At 71.2% G+C, this 19,474-nt stretch carries 18 protein-coding genes; 10 read left to right on the forward strand and 8 right to left on the reverse strand.

Annotation, left to right across the window (positions count from 1 at the left end; genetic code table 11):
* Positions 1-214: 214 nt before the first annotated feature.
* Complete coding sequence (locus GTW40_RS11235) at positions 215-1,426, reverse strand: pyridoxal phosphate-dependent aminotransferase (RefSeq protein WP_161180020.1); 1,212 nt, start codon at positions 1,424-1,426, stop codon at positions 215-217.
* A 135-nt stretch (positions 1,427-1,561) separates the two neighbouring features.
* Between GTW40_RS11235 and GTW40_RS11240 the strand changes: the two genes are divergently transcribed.
* Complete coding sequence (locus tag GTW40_RS11240; RefSeq protein WP_161180021.1) at positions 1,562-2,245, forward strand: hypothetical protein; 684 nt, start codon at positions 1,562-1,564, stop codon at positions 2,243-2,245.
* Positions 2,246-2,272: 27 nt separating this feature from the next.
* On the opposite strand, the gene GTW40_RS11245 is transcribed toward GTW40_RS11240, so the two are convergent.
* The 3 genes from GTW40_RS11245 to GTW40_RS11255 all read right to left on the reverse strand — a co-directional run bounded on the left by GTW40_RS11245 (position 2,273) and on the right by GTW40_RS11255 (position 5,210).
* Positions 2,273-3,103: an aldo/keto reductase gene (locus GTW40_RS11245; RefSeq protein WP_161180022.1), complete on the reverse strand. Its 831-nt coding sequence runs from the start codon at positions 3,101-3,103 to the stop codon at positions 2,273-2,275.
* Between the two features lie 80 nt (positions 3,104-3,183).
* On the reverse strand, positions 3,184-3,483 hold the full coding sequence (locus tag GTW40_RS11250) for a hypothetical protein (protein WP_161180023.1): 300 nt from the start codon (positions 3,481-3,483) through the stop codon (positions 3,184-3,186).
* Positions 3,484-3,500: 17 nt separating this feature from the next.
* Positions 3,501-5,210, reverse strand: a complete 1,710-nt coding sequence (locus tag GTW40_RS11255) for a sodium:solute symporter family protein (RefSeq protein WP_161180024.1) — start codon at positions 5,208-5,210, stop codon at positions 3,501-3,503.
* 335 nt (positions 5,211-5,545) lie between these two features.
* On the opposite strand from GTW40_RS11255, the gene GTW40_RS11260 reads away from it, so the two are divergent.
* Positions 5,546-6,406 (forward strand): serine protease, encoded by an 861-nt coding sequence (locus GTW40_RS11260; RefSeq protein ID WP_161180025.1) that lies wholly within the window; start codon positions 5,546-5,548, stop codon positions 6,404-6,406.
* 28 nt (positions 6,407-6,434) lie between these two features.
* Here the strand turns inward: GTW40_RS11260 and GTW40_RS11265 are convergent, their stop codons facing one another.
* On the reverse strand, positions 6,435-8,045 hold the full coding sequence (locus GTW40_RS11265; RefSeq protein ID WP_161180026.1) for a D-aminoacylase: 1,611 nt from the start codon (positions 8,043-8,045) through the stop codon (positions 6,435-6,437).
* Between the two features lie 12 nt (positions 8,046-8,057).
* Complete coding sequence (locus GTW40_RS11270; protein WP_161180027.1) at positions 8,058-9,335, reverse strand: amino acid deaminase; 1,278 nt, start codon at positions 9,333-9,335, stop codon at positions 8,058-8,060.
* 177 nt (positions 9,336-9,512) lie between these two features.
* On the opposite strand from GTW40_RS11270, the gene GTW40_RS11275 reads away from it, so the two are divergent.
* From GTW40_RS11275 to GTW40_RS11295, 5 genes are all read left to right on the forward strand, one after another.
* Positions 9,513-10,571: a sugar kinase gene (locus tag GTW40_RS11275; RefSeq protein ID WP_161180028.1), complete on the forward strand. Its 1,059-nt coding sequence runs from the start codon at positions 9,513-9,515 to the stop codon at positions 10,569-10,571.
* A complete protein-coding gene (locus GTW40_RS11280; protein ID WP_161180029.1) occupies positions 10,568-11,332 on the forward strand; it encodes an IclR family transcriptional regulator in 765 nt (254 codons plus the stop codon). The genes GTW40_RS11275 and GTW40_RS11280 overlap by 4 nt, the downstream gene beginning before the upstream one ends.
* Complete coding sequence (locus GTW40_RS11285) at positions 11,329-11,739, forward strand: RidA family protein (protein WP_161180030.1); 411 nt, start codon at positions 11,329-11,331, stop codon at positions 11,737-11,739. Before GTW40_RS11280 ends, GTW40_RS11285 begins: the two co-directional genes overlap by 4 nt.
* Positions 11,740-11,925: 186 nt before the next feature.
* Entirely contained in the window at positions 11,926-13,473 is a 1,548-nt protein-coding gene (locus GTW40_RS11290; RefSeq protein WP_161180031.1) for an SLC13 family permease, read from the forward strand.
* A 77-nt stretch (positions 13,474-13,550) separates the two neighbouring features.
* Complete coding sequence (locus tag GTW40_RS11295) at positions 13,551-14,159, forward strand: hypothetical protein (RefSeq protein ID WP_343245663.1); 609 nt, start codon at positions 13,551-13,553, stop codon at positions 14,157-14,159.
* 33 nt (positions 14,160-14,192) lie between these two features.
* Here GTW40_RS11295 and GTW40_RS11300 read toward each other — a convergent pair whose 3' ends face one another.
* A complete protein-coding gene (locus GTW40_RS11300; RefSeq protein WP_161180032.1) occupies positions 14,193-14,432 on the reverse strand; it encodes a hypothetical protein in 240 nt (79 codons plus the stop codon).
* A gap of 141 nt (positions 14,433-14,573) precedes the next feature.
* Positions 14,574-16,277 carry a glycoside hydrolase family 18 protein gene (locus GTW40_RS11305; protein WP_202485721.1) on the reverse strand — a complete coding sequence of 568 codons (1,704 nt, stop codon included), beginning with the start codon at positions 16,275-16,277 and terminating at the stop codon, positions 14,574-14,576.
* Between the two features lie 330 nt (positions 16,278-16,607).
* On the opposite strand from GTW40_RS11305, the gene GTW40_RS11310 reads away from it, so the two are divergent.
* The 3 genes from GTW40_RS11310 to GTW40_RS11320 all read left to right on the forward strand — a co-directional run.
* The gene (locus GTW40_RS11310) at positions 16,608-17,468 is read left to right on the forward strand and encodes a hypothetical protein (RefSeq protein ID WP_343245664.1); all 861 of its coding nucleotides are present in this window, start codon (positions 16,608-16,610) and stop codon (positions 17,466-17,468) included.
* Between the two features lie 65 nt (positions 17,469-17,533).
* The gene (gene cpaB / locus GTW40_RS11315) at positions 17,534-18,235 is read left to right on the forward strand and encodes a Flp pilus assembly protein CpaB (RefSeq protein ID WP_161180035.1); all 702 of its coding nucleotides are present in this window, start codon (positions 17,534-17,536) and stop codon (positions 18,233-18,235) included.
* A gap of 12 nt (positions 18,236-18,247) precedes the next feature.
* Positions 18,248-19,474 (forward strand): P-loop NTPase (locus GTW40_RS11320; protein WP_202485722.1); only part of this gene is annotated, 1,227 nt, incomplete at its 3' end.

Genomic DNA, 19,474 nt, shown 5'->3' on the forward strand with positions numbered 1-19,474 from the left:
GCGCAGCTCGTCCGTGACGGCGAGCAGCGCGGCGAGGTGTCCGGCGAGCTGGATGTCCAGCTCCTCCTCGCGCGAGCGGTGCGGGAAGTCCGAGGCCGCCGGGGTGCTGTGGACCGACTTCGTGCGGATCGCTTCGTACATGGGACGGCCTCCTCTGCGCTGACAGGAAACCATCCTAGCTTGGATTCAGTCTAAAGTTGAGTCGAGTCAGCGCCTACGGCTGCCCGTAGCCGTCCAGGAACGTCCCGATCCGGGTCACCGCGTCCGTCAGATCCGCCACGTTCGGCAGGGTCACGACCCGGAAGTGGTCGGGCTCGGGCCAGTTGAAGCCGGTGCCCTGGACGACCATGATCTTCTCCTGGCGCAGCAGGTCCAGGACCATCTGCCGGTCGTCCTTGATCTTGAAGACCTTGGGGTCCAGGCGCGGGAAGAGGTAGAGGGCGCCCTTCGGGCGTACGCAGCTCACGCCCGGGATCTGGGTGAGCAGCTCGTACGCCGTGTCCAGCTGCTCCTTCAGCCGGCCGCCGGGCAGCACCAGGTCGTTGATCGACTGGCGGCCGCTGAGTGCGGCGGCGACCCCGTGCTGGCCGGGCATGTTGGCGCACAGCCGCATGTTGGCCAGGATCGTCAGGCCCTCGATGTAGGAGTCGGCGTGCGCGCGCGGGCCGGACAGGGACATCCAGCCGACCCGGTATCCGGCGACCCGGTACGCCTTCGACATGCCGTTGAACGTGAGGGTGAGCAGGTCGGGGGCGACCTTGGCGGTGGGGGTGTGGGTCGCGCCGTCGTAGAGGATCTTGTCGTAGATCTCGTCGGAGCAGACCAGCAGGTTGTGGCGGCGGGCGAGGTCGGTCAGGCCCTTGAGCATCGCCTCGTCGTAGACCGCGCCCGTGGGGTTGTTCGGGTTGATGATCACCAGGGCCTTGGTGCGGTCGGTGATCTTGCGCTCGATGTCGGCGAGGTCGGGCATCCAGTCGGACTGCTCGTCGCAGCGGTAGTGCACGGCGGTGCCGCCGGACAGGGAGACGGCCGCCGTCCAGAGCGGATAGTCCGGGGCCGGGACCAGGACCTCGTCGCCGTCGTCGAGCAGGGCCTGCATGGCCATCACGATCAGCTCGGAGACGCCGTTGCCGATGAAGACGTGCTCCACGTCGGTCTCGATGCCGAGGGTCTGGTTGTGCATCACCACCGCCCGGCGGGCGGCGAGCAGGCCCTTGGCGTCGCCGTACCCGTGGGCCGTGGAGACGTTGCGGAGGACGTCCTCCAGGATCTCCGGGGGGCACTCGAAGCCGAAGGCGGCCGGGTTGCCGGTGTTGAGCTTCAGGATGCGGTGACCGGCTGCCTCCAGACGCATCGCCTCTTCGAGGACGGGTCCCCGGATCTCGTAACAGACGTTGGCGAGCTTGGTCGACTGGATCACCTGCATGACGTGAGCTTACGGCCCCCGGCCGGGCGTCGCGTCGTGTTTTGCACCACGTGTGACGGTCGGTTTGCGGGGATTTCGCGGCCCGATGTCCCGGGGGTGTTCGGCGTGGCTTCCACGTCTCTAGAATTCGCGATCATGTCTAGCGAACGCGAGTACGAGGCGGGGGCGTACGGCGTGCACGAGGCGGCAGGCGCGGCCCCGGTCCCGCCCACCGTGTACTACCAGCCGCAGCCCGCCGCGGCCCCCACGTACGACGAGTACGCCGACCCGGCCGCCGCGCACGGCTGGCAGAAGGCCTACGACGCGACCCGTGAACTCCCGGTCATCACGCCCCTCATGGAGCCGCCGACCGCCTCCGCCCCGGCCCCGGCGGAGGGCTCCCGTGCGGCCGCGCGGCGGCGGCGGAGCAGCGGGCGCCGCCGGGTGGCGGTGGCCGGTGCCGTGGTCGGCACGGTCGGGGCCGCCGCTGCCGCGATCGCGGGCCTGGTGGCCTCCCCCTCGGGGGGCGACAGCCCGGCCTCCGACCGGGTCACCCCCGGCACGTCCGAGGCCGACACCGCGCGGCCCGACGTGGCCGAACCGCAGACCTCGGCCCCGGTCGCCCCCTCCGTCGCACCGACCACGGTCACCCCGTTGCGCGCCACGACGCCGGTGGCCGCGCCCCCCACCGTCGCGTCGAGCGCACCGGCGAGCGCCAGCCCCACCGAGAAGGCGTCGCCGACGGCCCTGCCGACCGCCCTCCCGACGGCTTTGCCGACCCCGACCGTCAGCGCGAGCTGGCCCACGCGCAGCGGAGGGCGCCACCGGCACCACTGGTGACGGACCGCTCCCGCCCGCCGGTGCGCCTCAGAACTCCTCGTGGGTCTCCGGGTCGCCGCCGGTACGGCCCCGCTCCAGGGCGGAGAGCGCCGCGATCTCCTCCTCGGCCAGCGTGAAGCCGAAGAGGTCGAGGTTGGCCCGACGGCGTTCCGCGGAACCGGACTTGGGGATCGGCAGGGCGCCGAGCTGTAGGTGCCAGCGCAGGACGACCTGGGCCGGGGTCACCCCGTGCCGGTCGGCCGCCGCCACGACGGCGGGCTCGGCGAGGAGTTCGCTGCCCCGGCCGAGCGGGCTCCAGCTCTGGACGGCGATGCCCCGGGCGGCATGGGTGGCGCGCAGGTGGGCCTGGGGGAAGCGGGGGTGCAGCTCGATCTGGTTGACCGAGGGCAGCACGCCGGTCTCCTCGTGCAGCCGGTCGATGTGCCGGTCGGTGAAGTTGCTGACCCCGATCGAGCGCACCAGGCCCTCCGCGCGGAGGTCGATCAGCGCGCGCCAGGAGTCGACGTACTTGTCCAGGCGGGGCAGCGGCCAGTGGATGAGGTAGAGGTCGAGGTGGTTCACGCCGAGCCGCTCGGTGGACTCGGCGAACGCCCGGCGGGTCTCGTCGTAACCGTGGGCGCTCCCGCGCACCTTGGTGGCGAGGAAGACCTCCTCGCGGGGCAGGCCGCCGGTCGCGATGGCCCGGCCCACGGCGGCCTCGTTGCCGTAACTGGCGGCGGTGTCGATCAGGCGGTAGCCCGCCTCGAAGGCGTCGCGTACGGCCGCCTCCGCCTCGGCTCCCTCCAGCGGATAGGTGCCGAAGCCGACGACGGGGATGGTCACGCCGTCGGAGAGGACGTGGGTGGGGGGTGTGGTCATGGGAATCCTCGGTCTCGCGGGGCGGATGACGCGTCTGCCCGGCGCCGTGAGGACAGGCGCCGGGCAGACACGACGGGGGGTCAGGCGGCAGGCACGGTCTCCGGAGTTTCCCGTACGGGTTCCTCCACGGGCTCGCGCAGGGGCCGGAGCAGGGTCCACGCGGCGAAGGAGGCCGCGAAGGCGAGCATCGCGAGGCCGCACCAGAGGTTGACGTTCCAGCCTCCGGTCTTGCGCAGGTCCGCCGCGCTCGCTCCGGACGCGCCCATGGCGGTGAGTACGGTTCCGTAGATCCCGAACAGGGCCGCGATGATGCTGCGCAGGTCGAGCAGGAGGTGCACGCCCTTCAGGGGTGCGGTCCGCCGGGGTTCGTTCTCGGTCATCGTGGGGTCTCCGCTTCTCACCAGAAGGCGATGTTCAGGGCGGTGGCGAGGGCGAGCACCCCGACCGCGAGCACGCCGGGCCTGCGGTACCAGCCCGCGTCCTCCCCGGTCGTCTCGTGGACGCGGCTCTCGCGCGGGGTCAACGACCAGACCAGGCCGACCAGTTCGGCGTCGCTCTTGGGCTTGGTCACCAGCGAGACGGCGACGCTGAGCAGGATGTCGGCCGTGAAGGCGGCGATCGCGCCGAGGAAGCTGGCGCCCTGTCCCGAGAGGTGCAGCACACCGGTGCGGTTGAGCAGGTCGATGGTGACCGCGGCGGTGGTGCCCGCGATGAGCCCGATGCCGCCTGCCGCCGGGGTCATGCGCTTCCAGAACATGCCCAGCAGGAACGTGGCGAACAGCGGCGCGTTGAAGAACCCGAAGAGCGTCTGGAGGTAGTCCATGATGTTGCCGAAGTTCCCGGCGATGAACGCGGTGCCGATCGCCACCACACAGCCGACCACCGTGAGCACGCGGCCCGCGCGCAGGTAGTACGCGTCCGGACGGCCCTTCTTCACGTACGTCTGCCAGATGTCGTAGGTGACGACCGTGTTGAAGGAGCTGACGTTGGCGGCCATGCCCGCCATGAAGGCGGCGAGCAGACCCGCGATGGCGATGCCGAGCATGCCGTTGGGCAGCAGGTCGCGCATCAGCAGCTCGATGGAGTTGTTGAAGGACACCCCGTTCAGGCTCTGTACCGAGGGGTCCGCCGCGTTGGCCGCCTTGAGCGCGGCGAGCTGGGGCGAGAGCACCGCGGCGACCATGCCCGGGATCATGATCAGCAGGATGAGCAGGGTCTTGGGGTACGCGCCGATCAGCGGGGTGCGGCGGGCGGCGGACATGCTCTTGGCCGACAGCGCGCGCTGGACCTCGGTGAAGTTGGTCGTCCAGTAGCCGAAGGAGAGCACGAAACCGAGGCCGAGGACGATGCCGAGCACGGAGAGCGTGGAGCTGCCGATGCCGGTGAGGTTGGTGCCGGGCCAGGAGTGCAGCTGCAGCGCGGAGTTGGTGTTGTCGTGCTCGATCCTGTCGACCAGGCCGCTCCAGCCGCCGACCCGGTGCAGCCCGACGAACGTGAGCGGGAGCAGTAGCGCCAGGATGACGAAGAACTGCATGACCTCGTTGTAGATCGCCGCCGACAGTCCGCCGAGCAGGGTGTAGACGAGGACGATGACGCCCGCGGCGAGGATCGACAGCCAGGTCGGCCAGCCCAGCATCAGGTTGACCACCGTGGACAGGGCGTAGAGGTTCACGCCCGCGATCAGCACCTGGGCGAGCGCGAAGCTCGCCGAGTTGACCAGGTGGGCGAAGCGGCCGAAGCGGCGCAGCAGGAACTCCGGGACGCTGCGGACCTTGGAGCCGTAGTAGAACGGCATCATCACCAGGCCGAGGAACACCATGGCCGGGATGGCGCCGATCCAGTAGTAGTGCACCGAGGGCAGGCCGTACTGCGCGCCGTCCGCCGTCATGCCCAGGATCTCGACCGCCGCGAGGTTGGCGGAGATGAAGGCGAGTCCGGTGACCCACGCCGGCATGGAGCGGCCGGAGAGGAAGAAGTCCATGCTGGAGGCGATCTTCCGGCGGGCGAGCGCGCCGATGCCCAGCACGAAGGTGAAGTACACCGCGATCAGCGCGTAGTCGACGGGCTGCGCGTTCAGCCGCAGATCGGCCTCAGCGAGTGCGTACACCGCACGCTCCTTCCGGCTGCGCGGCCGTCGCTCCGCACGGCGGAGATCCGACGGGGCCCGGCGACGCTGCCGGGTCCGGCACGGCTTCGATCATGTTGGTAGTCCCTGCTGTCCGACCTGGCGTTTTGTTGGTTAGGAAGGAGTCCTAACCAAAGAATTGCGCGTCAACGTAACAGCGAGGGCGGGGGGCTGCAAGGGTTTGGGAAAGAGTCCTCACTAAATCCCTGGGCGGTGACGCCTTCTTGTTCTCCGCTGCGCACCTCATGACAATGCGCATGACAAGACAGGTGGTCGGAAGATCTCCGGCCGTCTGCTTCCGCAGAGAGGACCCCCACATGAACAAGCCTCTCCTGGCCGCGCTGTCCGCCCTGGCGCTCGCCGGGCTTGGTGCGGTTCCGGCGGCCGCCGCGTCACCGGCTGCCGCCGCGTCACCGGCCAAGGCCGCGCCCCAGGCCAAGGCGGTCACCGTCGACTTCGCCGGGACGGTCTCGCTCAGCAACTGCTCCGGCTCCGTCGTCCGCCTCCCGAACTCCGCCGACGCCGACCCCGCGCTCGTGCTCACCAACGGGCACTGCCTGGAGACCGGCTTCCCCGAGCCCGGCGAGGTCATCACCGGCCAGTCCTCCAGCCGCACCTTCGGCCTGCTCAACTCCGCCGGGACCAAGGTCGCCACGCTCCGCGCCAACCAGGTCGTCTACTCGACCATGACGGACACCGACGTCACCCTCTACCGGCTGACCACCACCTACGCGGCCATCAAGAGCTCGTACGGCATCAACGCGCTCACCCTGAACGACAGTCACCCGGTGGCGGGGAGTGCCATCAAGGTCGTCTCCGGGTACTGGAAGCGGATCTACAGCTGCAACGCCGACGGGTTCGTCTACCGGCTCAAGGAGGGCGGCTGGACCTGGAAGGACTCGCTGCGTTACACCGCCGCCTGCAACACCATCGGCGGCACCTCCGGCTCACCCGTGATCGACACCGTCACCGGCAAGGTCGTCGCGGTCAACAACACCGGCAACGAGGACGGCCAGCGCTGCACCGAGAACAACCCCTGCGAGGTGGACGAGAACGGCACGGTGACCGTCCGGCAGGGCATCAACTACGCCGAGGAGACCTACCAGATACCGGCCTGCTTCACGACGGGCAACAAGCTGAACCTGGGCGCGGCCGGGTGCGTGCTGCCCAAGCCGTAGGTGTCGCTGGTGCGTTGGGGTCGGGCGGTCACACCGGAGTTCGCCGTACCGCCCGGCCCGCCAGTACGTCCGTGCGCCGCCCGTCCTCGATGACGAAGCGGCCGTCGACCAGGACGTACGGAATCCCGGTCGGCAGTGTGCGCGGCGCCGCGAACGTGGAGCCCGCGCCGACCGTCTCCGGGTCGAACAGCACCAGGTCGGCGCGGTAGCCCTCGCGGACCAGGCCCCGGTCCGGCAGTCGCAGCCGGGCCGCGGGCCGCGCGGTGAGACGGGCGACGCACTCCTCCAGGCTCAGCACGCCCAACTCCCGTACGTAGTGGCCGAGATAGCGCGGGAAGGTGCCGTACGCGCGCGGGTGGGGCTTGGTGCCCTGGAGGATGCCGTCCGAGCCGCCGGTGTGGGCGCGGTGGCGCATGATCGCGCGGACGTTCTCCTCGTGGCCGACGTGCTGGAGGATCGTGGTGCCGAGCCGGTCCCCGACCAGCAGCCGGTGCGCGGTGGTCCAGGGTTCCTCGCCGCGCTCGTCCGCCAACTCCCTCACGGTGCGGCCGACATGGTGGGCGAGGGTCGGGTCGCTCACGCCCGAGATCTCGATCGTCTCCCACTCCACCGGCACCCCGTGGCAGCCGTCGGCGCCGGTGACCTCCAGGTCGTGCCGGACGCGTGTGGCCGTCGCCGGGTCGGTGAGGCGGGCCAGGACCGACGCCGGGCCGCCCTCGCTCGCCCAACTCGGCAGCAGGGCCGCGAGGGTGGTGGAGCCGGGGGTGTAGGGGTAGGTGTCCAGGCTGATGTCGGCGCCCGCGTCGAGCGCGTCGTCCAGCAGGGTCAGCAGCTCGGGGGCGCGGCCCTTGTTCACGCCGAAGTTCATGGTGGCGTGGGCGAGATGGAGCGGGCAGCCCGCCTCCCGGGTGAGCGCCACCATCTCGGCGTACGCCTCCAGGGCGCCCGCGCCGTAGGAGCGGTGGTGCGGGCAGTAGTAGCCGCCGTAAGAGGCCACCACCCGGCAGAGTTCGGTGAGTTCGGCGTTCTCGGCGTACATGCCGGGGGTGTAGGTGAGTCCGGAGGACAGGCCGACCGCGCCCTGTTCCAGTCCCTCCGCGACCAGTTGGCGCATCCGGTCCAGCTCGGCCGGGGTCGCCGGGCGGTCCTCCCAGCCGACGACGAGGGCGCGGACGGTGCCCTGCGGGATCAGATAGGCGGCGTTGACCGCGATGCCCCGGTCCAGCCGGTCCAGGTACTCGCCGACCGAGCGCCAGTCCATGTCGATGTCGTCGCCGTACCCGTTCCACCCGGTGATCGCCCGGCGCACCTCCTCCAGCGTGCGGTCGTCCACCGGGGCGTACGACAGCCCGTCCTGGCCCAGGACTTCGAGGGTGACGCCCTGCGCGGCCTTGGCGCTGTGGTCGGGGTCGCGCAGCAGGGCCAGGTCCGAGTGGGCGTGCATGTCGATGAAGCCGGGGGAGAGGACCAGCCCCTCGGCGTCCAGCTCGCGCGTCGCGCGCGGGCGCTGGCAGCCCGAGGCCGCGGCTTCCTTGACGATCTGCACGATCCGGCCCTGGTGGATCACCACATCGGCGCGGTAGGAGGGCGCACCGCTGCCGTCCACCACGTCGGCGTCCCGGATGACGAGCTGGTCCACGGCCCCGGCCTCCTAGAAGAACGTGCGGATGTATTCCACGACCGTGCCGTCCGCCTCCGCCACGGGGATCAGCGGCCACTTGTCGAAGGACGTGCAGGGGTGGGACAGCCCGAAGCCGATCCAGTCGCCCACCATGACATCGGCCTCCGGTGTGGTGCGCAGCCACATGTGCTGGTCCGACAGGGCGCTCACCTCGACCCCGGTGGCCGGCCGCTCGACCCCGTCCCGGCGCACCACCTGGGCCTCGGGCAGATCGAGGTCGTACGCCGCGTCCCGCTTGCCCGCGTTGGCGAACGCCTGGCCGGGCTCGGGGCGGGAGACGACCTGCGCCCACAGCCGGAAGGCGGGCTCCAGGGCGCCCTCCTCGGGCACCCGGTTGAAGGGGGTGATCCTGCGGTAGTGCCCGTCGTCGTGCGAGAGGTAGGCGCCGGAGCGGAGCAACTTCAGTACCGGAAGCGACAGTTCGGGGATCTCCGCGAACACCTCCGCCACCGCGTCGAACCAGGCGCTGCCGCCCGCGCTCACCACGATCTCGTCGGCCCCGGCGAACCGGCCCTCCGCGTCGAGGGTGGCGGCGAGCGCGGTGAGCCTCTTCAGATAGGCGGCCACGCGCTCCGGATCGGCCTTCGGCACCTCGCCCTCGTAGCCCGCGACGCCGACCAGGCGCAGGGTGTCCGTGGCGGCCACGGCGGCGGCGACGGCCAGGCAGTCCGCCTCCGTACGGGCGCCGGTACGCGCCCCCTCGCCCGCGGCCAGCTCCACCACCACGTCCACCGGACGGTCGGTGCCCGCGAGGGCCGCGTCCATCAGCTCGACCCCGCGCACGGAGTCGACGTAGCAGACGAAGCGGAAGGCGGGGTCGGCGCTCAGCTCGGCGGCGAGACGGCGCAGCGCGGCCGGGTCCACCAGCTCGTTGGCCAGGAAGATCCGCTCGATGCCGAACTCCCTTGCCACCCACACCTGATGGGGCACCGCGACCGTGATGCCCCAGGCGCCGCGCTCCACCTGGCGCGCGAAGAGCTGCGGGGCCATCGAGGTCTTGCCGTGCGGGGCGAAGGCGAGTCCGTGGCGCTCGGTGTACGCCTCCATCAGCGCGAGGTTGTGCTCCAGGCGCTCGGCGGACAGGGCGAGCAGGGGAGTGGCGAAGTCACCGGAGAAGAGGTTGCGCCGCTGGTCGGTCAGCTCACCGACGGTCAGTCCGGCGGCGTCCGGCGGGAGGCCCTTGAAGCGGTGGTCGACCCGTTCCCTGGCGAGCCGGGACAGCGCGTCGATGCCGGTCTCACGGGCCATGAAAGCCTCCTGATCTGCGGCGTTGCGATCTGTGCAACGTCCATTGCGTATGTCGCTGACTGCTGTCTAACATCTCGGCCAACACGGGGTCAACGAAGTCGTCGCCCCGGACCCCCGGGGCCCCGGCTGTTCGGACCCCCGTACCCCCGTACCCATGGACGAGGAGCCGAGACCATCGTGACCGCCGACGGACGACCGAGCGCCGGACCCGACGCCGTGGATGTCGTCGCCCTCGGCGAGTCCATGGTCACCTTCCTGCCCACCCGTCCAGGGCGCCTCGCCGACGTGCCCGCCTTCGAACGCGGCATCGGCGGCGCCGAGTCCAACGTCGTCTGCGCCCTCGCCGCCGCCGGGCACTCCGCCCGCTGGGTCGGCCGGGTCGGCGCCGACGGCTTCGGGCGGCACCTGGTGGAGCGGATCGCCTCCCACGGCGTCGACACCGGCGCCGTACGCGTGGACCCCGGCCGGCCCACCGGCATCTACTTCCGCACCGCCGCCGACCGCGCCACCGACGCGCACGAAGTCGCCTACTACCGGGCCGGATCGGCCGCCTCCGCGATGTCCGTGGCCAACGTGGACCTCGCGGCGGTGGACGCGGGACGCGTGCTGCACCTGTCCGGGATCACGGCGGCGCTGTCCGCCGACTGCCTGGAGCTGATGCGCGCGCTCACGGCGCCCAGGACGGGACGGCCCGTGGTCTCCTTCGACGTGAACTTCCGGCCCGCGCTGTGGCGGGACGCCTCCGACGCCTCGGTGCTCCTTGAGCTGGCCCGGGGCGCCGACATCGTGTTCGTGGGCGCGGACGAGGCGGAGGACGCCTGGGGCGCGCGGGGCGGCGCCGACGCCGTACGGCGGCTGCTGCCCGAACCCCGGGTCCTGGTCGTCAAGGAGGGCCCGCACGGCGCGACGGTGTACGAGCGCACCGACACCGGTGAGCGCACGGTGCGTGTCCCCGCCCTCGCCGTCGACGTGGTGGCGACCGTCGGCGCGGGCGACGCCTTCGCCGCCGGGTTCCTCTCCGCCACCCTGCGCGGCCTCCCCGTGCGGGACCGGCTGCGCCACGGCCACCTCATGGCCGCCGCCGCCCTCACCGCGCCCGGCGACCTCGCCGCGCCGCCCGCCCGCGACCACGCCGACCGCCTGGCCGCCCTCGACGACCAGGCATGGGAGAGACTGCGACTCGGCCCCGGCTGGACCGGAACCGGCCAGGTCACCGAGGAGACGAGCACCCCATGAGCCAGACCGTGGACCGCGCCCTGAGCATCCTTCCGCTGCTCGCGGAGGGCCCCGCCGACCTCGGCCAGGTCGCCGGCCGGCTCGGCGTGCACAAGTCCACCGCGCTGCGCCTGCTGCGCACCCTGCACGAACACGGCCTGGTCTACCGCCAGTCCGACCAGCGCTACCGGCTCGGCGCCCGCCTCTTCGCCCTCGCCCAGGAGGCGATGGAGAGCCTCGACGTGCGCGAGATCGCCCACCCCCATCTCCTGCGCCTCAACGAGGCCGTCGGCCACACCGTGCACCTCGCCGTCCACGAGGAGAACGAGGTGCTCTACATCGACAAGGTCGACAGCCGCTACCCGGTGCGGATGTACTCGCGCGTCGGCAAGCCCGTCGCCATCACCGTCGCGGCCGTCGCCAAGCTGCTCCTGGCCGACCTGCCCGAACCCGAGCGCCGCGCCCTCGCGGAACGGCTCGACTACCCCCTCTACACGGCCCGTTCCACCCCCAACTCGGCCGCTTTCCTGCGCGAGTTGGAGAAGGTGCGCGAACAGGGCTGGGCCACCGACCTCGGCGGCCACGAGGAGTCCATCAACTGCGTCGCGGCCCCGATCCGCGGCGCCGACGGGCGGGTGGTCGCCGCGATGTCGGTCTCCGCCCCGAACGTCGTCGTCACCGCCGACGAACTCCTCGCCCTGCTCCCGCAGGTGCGCCGTACCGCGGACGCGATCAGCGGCGAGTACTCCGGACGAACCCCAGTGAAGGACCCCACCTCATGACCGACAAGATCGCGCTCACCCCGAAGACCCACACGACCCCGCCCGCGAAGTTCTCCCACGGAGTGCGCAAGGGCAACATCCTCCAGGTTGCGGGCCAGGTCGGCTTCCTCCCGGCGGAGGAGGGCAAGGACCGGGCGATCGCCGGCCCCACCCTGCGCGAGCAGACCCTCCAGACCTTCGCCAACGTCAAGGCGATCCTCGACGAGGGCGGCGCGAGCTGGGACGACGTGATGATGATCCGCGTCTACCTCACGGACGTGGACCACTTCGCCGAGATGAACGAGATCTACAACGCCTACTTCGAGGAGCAGGGGCTGACCCAGCCGCCCGCCGCCCGTACGACGATCTACGTCGGCCTTCCGGCGGGACTCCTCATCGAGATCGACGCGCTGGCCGTACTCGGCTGAGGTCGCTCTCGTGACGTCCCTCTCGCACCCCTGGGAGCTTGCCTCGTAGGGGACTTGCAGCGGCGTCCCTCTCGCACCACCCGCACCAGGTACACGGCACGGCATCCCTCCCGGGGTGCCGTGCCGCGCTCCACCCTGCCCGAAAGCCCGATGCACGTACGGTACTCACGCAGAGGACCCCCTCTCATGTCCTTCTCCCTCGCCGCACCAGCCCCCGCAGCACCACCCCACACCGGTGGACTGCTCCTGCTCCTCGACGGCACGCCCGGCCTGCTCACGGTCGCCGGAATCGGCATCGCTCTGCTGCTCTTCCTGATCATCAAGGTGCGACTCCAGCCGTTCGTCGCCCTGCTCGCGGTCTCCATAACCGTCGGCCTGCTGGCCGGCCTCTCGGTCACCGAACTCTTCGGCACCGTCCAGCGCTCCGACGCCGTCTCCACGCTGGAGTCCGGCATGGGCGGCATCCTCGGCCACGTCGCGATCATCATCGGCCTCGGCACCATGCTCGGCGCGATCCTGGAGGTCAGCGGGGGCGCGGAGGTGCTGGCGGCGCGGCTGCTGCGGCTGTTCGGCGAACGCCGGGCGCCGCTCGCCATGGGCCTGACCGGCCTGATCTTCGGCATCCCGGTCTTCTTCGACGTGGGCATCTTCGTCCTGGCCCCGCTGGTCTACGCGGCCGCCAAGCGCGGCGGCAAGTCGATCCTGCTCTACTGTCTCCCCCTGCTCGCGGGCCTCTCCATGACCCACGCCTTCCTGCCCCCGCACCCCGGCCCGGTGGCCGCGGCGGGCCTGCTGCACGTGCAGCTCGGCTGGGTGGTGCTGATGGGCATCGTGTGCGGCATCCCGGCGGTCCTCGCGGCGTGGGCGTACTCCGCGTGGGTCGGGCGGCGGATCTTCGTCCCCGTACCGCAGGACATGGTGGAGGCGGCGGAGGAGGCGCGACGGACGGTCGCGGCGGAGCGGGTGGCGGTGGCGCGGCCGGTGGCGGTGGGGGGTACGTCGGGTAGCGACGTACCGGCGCTGGACGGCGACGTACCGGTCTCCGCTTCCGAACCGCAGGAGAAGCCAGTCCCGTTGGGCGTGGTGCTCGGCATCATCGGCACCCCGCTGGTGCTGATCCTCGCCGCGACGTTCTCCTCGGTCGCGCTGGACCCCTCCACCGGCCGGTCGGTGATCGAGTTCTTCGGCCACCCCTTCGTGGCCCTCACCATCGCGCTGCTGCTCGCGTACTACCTGCTCGGCATCCGGCGCGGCTGGTCCCGCAAGTCCCTGGAGAACGTCTCCACCGCCTCCCTCAAGCCGGTCGGCAACATCCTGCTGGTGGTGGGCGCGGGCGGGATCTTCGGCGCCGTACTGAAGGCCAGCGGGGTCGCGCAGGCGCTGTCGGACACGTTCCACGACGTGGGGCTTCCGGTGATCGTCCTCGCGTACCTGATCTCGCTGGTGCTGCGGGTCGCGCAGGGCTCGGCGACGGTGGCGATCGTGACGACGGCGGGCATCGTGGCGCCGCTGCTGTCGGAGGGCCACCACTCGGCGGCGTTCGCCGCGCTGGTCATCATGGCGATCTCGGCGGGCTCCATCTTCGCCTCGCACGTCAACGACGGCGGCTTCTGGATGGTGGCCAAGTACTTCGGCATCACCGAGCGGGACACCCTGAAGACGTGGACCGTCCTCGAATCGGTGCTGTCCGTCGCCGGGTTCGCGATGGCGGCGGTGGTGAGTGTGTTCGTCTGACGGGCAGGTAGGGGACTTACCGGTGGGAATGGAGCGCCGGGTGGTTCCGGCACAGGTAAGTCGTCCATACTGCCGCCGTGGACCAGCGCATAGGATCGAGCAGCAAGCCCGCGAAGGGCGAGCCCCTCACGGGCGCCGGATTCGACCCGGCTTTCATCCCCGGCCTGACGCCTCCGGCGAAGCCCGAGCCGAAGCCGGAGGCGGACGGCCCGGTCGCGGAGGCGGACGGCCCGGCGCCGGAGGAGGAACGGCCGGCGAAGACCGACGCCGACACCGACGCCGAGCCCGCGGCGAAGGCCGACGCCGAGGGGGAGCCCGAGGCGAAGGCGGACACCGCGGACACCGAGGCGGAGCCGCCGGCGAAGGCGGACGCGCGGGACGAGCCCGAGGAGCCCGAGGCCGTCGACGGCCCGGCCTTCGAAGCCTCCGACCGCCGCGCCCGCATACTGGCGGACCGCACCGGCGTCCACCTCACCCTGGACGAGGAGAACTGCGAGTTCACCTGGGCGGAGATCGCCGCCGTCGAAACGGAGTCCCCCCGCTTCGGCAAGCGCTTCACGATCACCGTCCACACCCCGGACCGCCGCTGGTACCCCATCGAGATCGAGGCCAAGGCCCGCGCCGACTTCAAGCAGTGGGAGTCGGAACTGGACGCGGTGCTGGACGCGTACTTCGAGGAAGCCTGAGCGCTCCGCGTGTGAAGGCCCCCACCGGGGCCTTCACGGCAGCCCGGGGAGCAGGGCCAGCCACTCCGACAGCTCCCGGTGGATCGGGTCGTCCACCGGGAGTACGTCCCTCATCGGCCGCAGCAGCGTCAGTACGTTCTTGATACGGCGCAGCCGCAGCATCTCCGGGCGGGGAAGCGCCCGCCAGTCGACGGCTTCCGCCGCCACCTCCGCCGGTGACGCCCCGAACTCCCGGAAGACCGTCTCGCAAAGGAAGACGGGGTCACGTATCAAGTCGCCCCGGCGCACCCCGAATTCCTCGATCGCGTAGACCCGCCTCTCGTCCTGGGCGCGGACAACGTTCCGGTGATCACGGACGGTGCCCCGGACCGGTGTCGGTCCGGGGCACCCTCATGTGCGGGAGCGGTCAGGGGGTTACGGCAGGGCGTGGACGTGCGCGCCCACCGGGCCGGACCACGCGTTGCCCGCCGTCGCGTCCCAGTTCGTCGACCAGGTCATCGCGCCGCGCAGGGCCGGGTAGGTGCGGGAGGGCTTGAAGGTGCCGCAGGACGTGGCCTGGGTGAGGCAGTCGAGGGCGTTGTTGACCACCGTGGGGGAGACGTAGCCGCTGCCGGCGGCGCGGGTGGAGGCGGGGAGGCCGAGGCCCACCTGGGAGGGGGAGAGGCCGCCTTCCAGCTGGATGCAGGCGAGGGCGGTGAGGAAGTCGACCGAGCCCTGGCTGTAGACCTTGCCGTCGCAGCCCAGCATGGAACCGCTGTTGTAGTACTGCATGTTGACGACCGTGAGGATGTCCTTGATGTTCAGGGCCGTCTGGAAGTAGGAACCGGACGTCGACTGCATGTCGATCGTCTGCGGGGCCATGGTGATGATCAGCGAGGAGCCCGCCTTCGACGACAGGGAGCGCAGCGCCTGCGTCATGTACGTCGGGTTGAGGCCGTTCTCCAGGTCGATGTCGACGCCGTCGAAGCCGTAGGTCTGCATCAGGGAGTAGACCGAGTTGGCGAAGTTCGCCGCCGAGTTGGAGTCGTTGACGGACACCGTGCCCGTCTCGCCGCCGACCGAGACGATGACCTTCTTGCCGGCCGCCTGCTTGGCCCTGATGTCGGCCTTGAACTGGTCGACGGTGTAGCCGTTGAGGCCCGCCGAGTCCAGGTTGAAGGTGACCGCGCCCGGCGTGGAGGTGGCGTCCGCGAAGGCGACCGCGATGATGTCGTAGGAGGACGGCACGTCGGAGAGCTTCTGGACCTGGGCGCCGTTGTTGAAGTTCTGCCAGTAGCCGGTCACGGCGTGCTTGGGCAGCGCACCGCCGCCCCCGCCTCCGCCGCCGGAGGACGCCGTGGTCGCCGTCACCGTCGACGACTTCACCGACTCACCGGCCGAGTTCACCGCCGTTACCTGGAAGGAGTACGAGGTGGAGGGGGACAGGCCGGACACCGTCGCCGATGTTCCGCTCGCCGAGGCCACCTTCGCGCCGTCCCGGTAGACGTTGTAACCGCTCGCCCCGGACACCGTGTTCCAGGACAGCGAGACCGAGGACGAGGTCGTGCCGGAGACGGCCAGGCCGCCCGGTGCCGACGGGACCGTCGGGTTGTCGCCGCCGCCACCGCCGCCGTCGGGGCCGAAGACCTGGATGTCGTCGGCGTAGTAGGCGGCCTGGCCGTACCAGCCGTGGGTGTAGACCGTGACGGACGTGGTGGAGGCGCCCGTGGTGAAGGTGGTCGTCAGCTGCTTCCAGGACGGGGCGTCCGGGGTCCAGGTCGACACGTCGGTGGTGCCGGTGCCGGTGACGCCGAGGTAGGCGTAGCCGCCCTGCACCCAACCGCTCAGCGAATAGGTGGAGTTGGGCTTCACCGCGACCGACTGCGTGCACTGGGCGTTGTCCTGCCCGGCCGGGGTCGCCTTGAGTGCGGCGGAGCCGCCGTGCACCGGGGACGAGACGGTCGTGCCGCTGCCCGCCGAGCAGGTCCAGCCGCTCAGACCGGATTCGAATCCGGCGTTCTTCGCGTTGTTGACGTCAGCCGCGCTGGCCGGGGCCGCGGAGATGCCCGCGACCGCGAGGGCCACCGTGGCGGCGGCCGACCAGGTGCGGGCGCGGACGCGCCGACCGCGTCCGGGCATGACGGATACGAGGTCCAACTGGAGCCTCCAGTGGGGGAGTTCGCGAGGGGGGTGAGGCGGGAAAGAACATCCACCCCATGGGTACAAGTTGGTCCAGACCAATCCGGCTGTCAAGTCGCCGCGTCAGTAAGGGCCTTCGCATACCTGATCAACCCGTCCCGGTTTGGTGCGACTTGCACCTGGCGAGTTCCCTACGAGGTACGCAAACGCTGTTCTCCCGTGATCGAGCCGTGGATACAGTGCTCAGGTAGGTAGTCACGCAATGAAGTCGTCTCGGTGTACCGGAGTGACCCCCGGGGACCGGGTGATGCGAAGAGCGGGGAGCTGCGCGTGCCAACTGCCATTGCCGTGACCAGCGCCGACCTGGCGCTGCCGGCGCAGGACGAACGGACCATGCCCGCCGTGGTGCTGCGCGATCTCGACCGGCGCCCGCTGGAGCAGACGCTCCTCGAACTCCAGTCCCTCACCGAGCAGTTCGGGCACCTGGTCGTCGTCTGCTCGCAGGCCACCCCGCAGCCGGTGCTGCGCCGCCTGTACACCCTGCGCGCGCTGCTGGAGAGCGACCGCATCGCCCTGTTCCTGCCCGAGCTGCCGCCCCTCGGAGTCGCCGTTCTGGCACGGCAGTTACGGCAGCTCGCCTCCTGCGACCTGAGCCCCGGCGTGCTCGCCTCGGCAGGGCGGCTGCTCACCCACTACATCCACGCCGGAGCCCTCCTCGGCTCGGTCGCCCGGCTGGACCGCGTACCGGTGGGCCTGAAGTCGCACGCCAAGTCCTGGGTGCCCGGCACCCACTTCGCTGTCGTCGCCCATCCCGAGCCGCAGCTCGTCAAGGCCGTCCCCGGAGCCGCCCTCAAGGGCCCGGAGTTCGCCACCTGGCTGCTGCTCGCCAAGGGCCAGCTCCAGTCCGACTGGACCGCCTCGCTCGTCAACTCCTGGGGCGTGCAAGGGATGCGTGAGGCCCCGCTGCCCGCCGAGTCCGCCGCCTGGTGGGGCACCGGGCGGCTGATCGAGTTCTGTGCTCATCTGGCCGACCTTTCCGTCCTGTACCAACTCGTCACCTCCGTACGGCAGTCCGTCTGCCACTGGTGCGGCGTCGACGTCATCGGCGACCGCTGCGTCTTCTGCTCGGCCACCCCACCCGACCGACGCCCGCCCGAACCCCGCGCCCTGGAACGACGCACCCCCGCCTGACCGGCGCCCCGGCTCCCGCGCTCATATCCCGCCCGACCGATTCCCCCAATGAGGTTGTCCGGTTCATGAACTCCCGTCAGCGCCGCGGCGTGATACTCCTGATCCTGTCGGTCCTGTGCGCGCTCGGCGCGTTCGCCGGCGTGCTCTCCGTCGTCCACGACGTGCAGTCCAAGGTCGGCCCCGAGGTGACCGCGTACCGGGTGCGGTCCGCGGTGCGGCCGTACACCGCCCTGAACTCGGGCCAGTTCGAGAAGATCCGCATGCCGAAGCGCTGGCTTTCGGAGAACGCGGTGACCGATCTCGCGCAGTTGCGCGGCAAGATCGCGGTGACCACGCTGCGGCCCGGCTCCCTGCTCCAGAGCGACATGATCGTCGACCGGCCCGCGCTACGGCCGGGCCAGCAGGAGGTCGCCATCATGATCGACGCGGCGACCGGCGTCGCGGGCAAGATCACGGCCGGGGCCCGCGTCAACGTCTACGCCACCTTCGAGGGCCGGAAGGAGAGCGACCCCGACCAGTCGAAGATCATCGTCATGGACGCGCGCGTCATCGACGTCGGACAGATCAAGGCTCTCGACCCGGACGAGGACAAGACCCGGCCGACCGACGCCGTCCCGATCACCTTCGCCCTCTCCGCCCTCGACGCCCAGCGCGTCACCTACGCCGAGTCCTTCGCCAAACGGGTCCGGCTCGCCCTGGTGGCCCCCGGCGGCGAGCCCGCCATACCCGACCGGGACCGCACCTACGAACTCGCGACGGACAAGTGAGAGGCCGCCCGGATGCCCACCAGGATTCTTCCGGCCGGCGCCGACCCGGACGCCGTCCGCACCCTCACTACCCTGCTCAGCCAGCTCCCCGACGCCGAACCGCTGCCGCCGGCCGTCGACTCGACCCAGCTGGTCGACACCCTCGCCCGGCTCGCCGCCGAGTCGGTGGACGAACTGCCCGAGGTCGTCGTCGTCCATGAACGCATCGGCCCCGTACCGGCGTTGGAGCTGATCCGCGAGGTCGCCCTGCGCTTCCCGGCCGTCGGCGTCATCCTCGTCACCACCGACGCCGGACCGGCCCTGTTCGCCGCCGCCATGGACTCCGGCGCCCGCGGCCTGGTCGCGCTGCCGCTGTCGTACGAGGAACTCGCCCACCGCGTCCAGGCGGTGGCCCAGTGGTCCACCGGGGTGCGGCGCCACCTCGGGCACGGGGCCGTCGAAGGGCCCGGCGGCACCGTCGTCACCGTCAGCGGTGCCAAGGGCGGGGTCGGCGCGAGTCTGGTCGCCATCCAACTCGCCCTTGCCGCCCAGGCGTCGGGCCGCAGCACCGCGCTCGCCGACCTCGACCTCCAGACCGGCGACATCGCCTCGTACCTCGACGTGCAGTTCCGCCGCTCGGTCGCCGACCTCGCGGCCATCAACGACATCTCCCCGCGCGTCCTCGCGGACGCCGTCTTCCGCCACGACTCCGGGCTCGCCCTGCTCCTCGCGCCGGGGGAGGGCGAGCGCGGCGAGGAGGTCACCGACCGCGCCGTACGGCACACCGTCGCCGCGCTGCGCTCGCGGTACGAGGTCGTCGTCCTGGACTGTGGTGCCCAGCTGACCGGCGCCACCGCGGCCGCCGTGGAGGGCGCCGACACCGCGCTCCTGGTGACCACCCCGGACGTGATCGCCGTACGCGCCGCCAAGCGGACCGTGCGGATGTGGGACCGGCTCCAGATCCGCAAGGCCGAGGAGACCACCGTCGTGATCAACCGGTTCAGCCGGGCCACCGAGATCCAGCCCGCGCTCGTCCAGCGCATCACCGGCACCGCCCTGGCCCGTACGACCGTCCCCGCCGCCTTCAAGGAACTCCAGGGCGTCGTGGACTCCGGACGGCTGCACGAACTCGACCACCGCAGCACCGTCAAGCAGGCCCTGTGGAGCCTTGCCGGTGAACTCGGCCTGGCCAAAGCCCCGGAGGGCCCCGCGCACCGGGGCGGCCGCCAGCGCGGCGAGCGGCAGCGCGGCGACCGGGGC

The organism is Streptomyces sp. SID4985 (assembly GCF_009863025.1).
GTDB lineage: Bacteria > Actinomycetota > Actinomycetes > Streptomycetales > Streptomycetaceae > Streptomyces.

Bases quoted from the DNA above. Each gene is read 5' to 3' on its own strand.
- cpaB (WP_161180035.1), top strand. From the start codon at position 17,534: ATGAACTCCCGTCAGCGCCGCGGCGTGATACTCCTGATCCTGTCGGTC.
- GTW40_RS11270 (WP_161180027.1), bottom strand. From the start codon at position 9,335: ATGGCCCGTGAGACCGGCATCGACGCGCTGTCCCGGCTCGCCAGGGAA.
- GTW40_RS11290 (WP_161180031.1), top strand. From the start codon at position 11,926: ATGTCCTTCTCCCTCGCCGCACCAGCCCCCGCAGCACCACCCCACACC.
- GTW40_RS11250 (WP_161180023.1), bottom strand. From the start codon at position 3,483: ATGACCGAGAACGAACCCCGGCGGACCGCACCCCTGAAGGGCGTGCAC.
- GTW40_RS11240 (WP_161180021.1), top strand. From the start codon at position 1,562: ATGTCTAGCGAACGCGAGTACGAGGCGGGGGCGTACGGCGTGCACGAG.
- GTW40_RS11285 (WP_161180030.1), top strand. From the start codon at position 11,329: ATGACCGACAAGATCGCGCTCACCCCGAAGACCCACACGACCCCGCCC.
- GTW40_RS11235 (WP_161180020.1), bottom strand. From the start codon at position 1,426: ATGCAGGTGATCCAGTCGACCAAGCTCGCCAACGTCTGTTACGAGATC.
- GTW40_RS11245 (WP_161180022.1), bottom strand. From the start codon at position 3,103: ATGACCACACCCCCCACCCACGTCCTCTCCGACGGCGTGACCATCCCC.
- GTW40_RS11280 (WP_161180029.1), top strand. From the start codon at position 10,568: ATGAGCCAGACCGTGGACCGCGCCCTGAGCATCCTTCCGCTGCTCGCG.
- GTW40_RS11260 (WP_161180025.1), top strand. From the start codon at position 5,546: ATGAACAAGCCTCTCCTGGCCGCGCTGTCCGCCCTGGCGCTCGCCGGG.
- GTW40_RS11305 (WP_202485721.1), bottom strand. From the start codon at position 16,277: ATGCCCGGACGCGGTCGGCGCGTCCGCGCCCGCACCTGGTCGGCCGCC.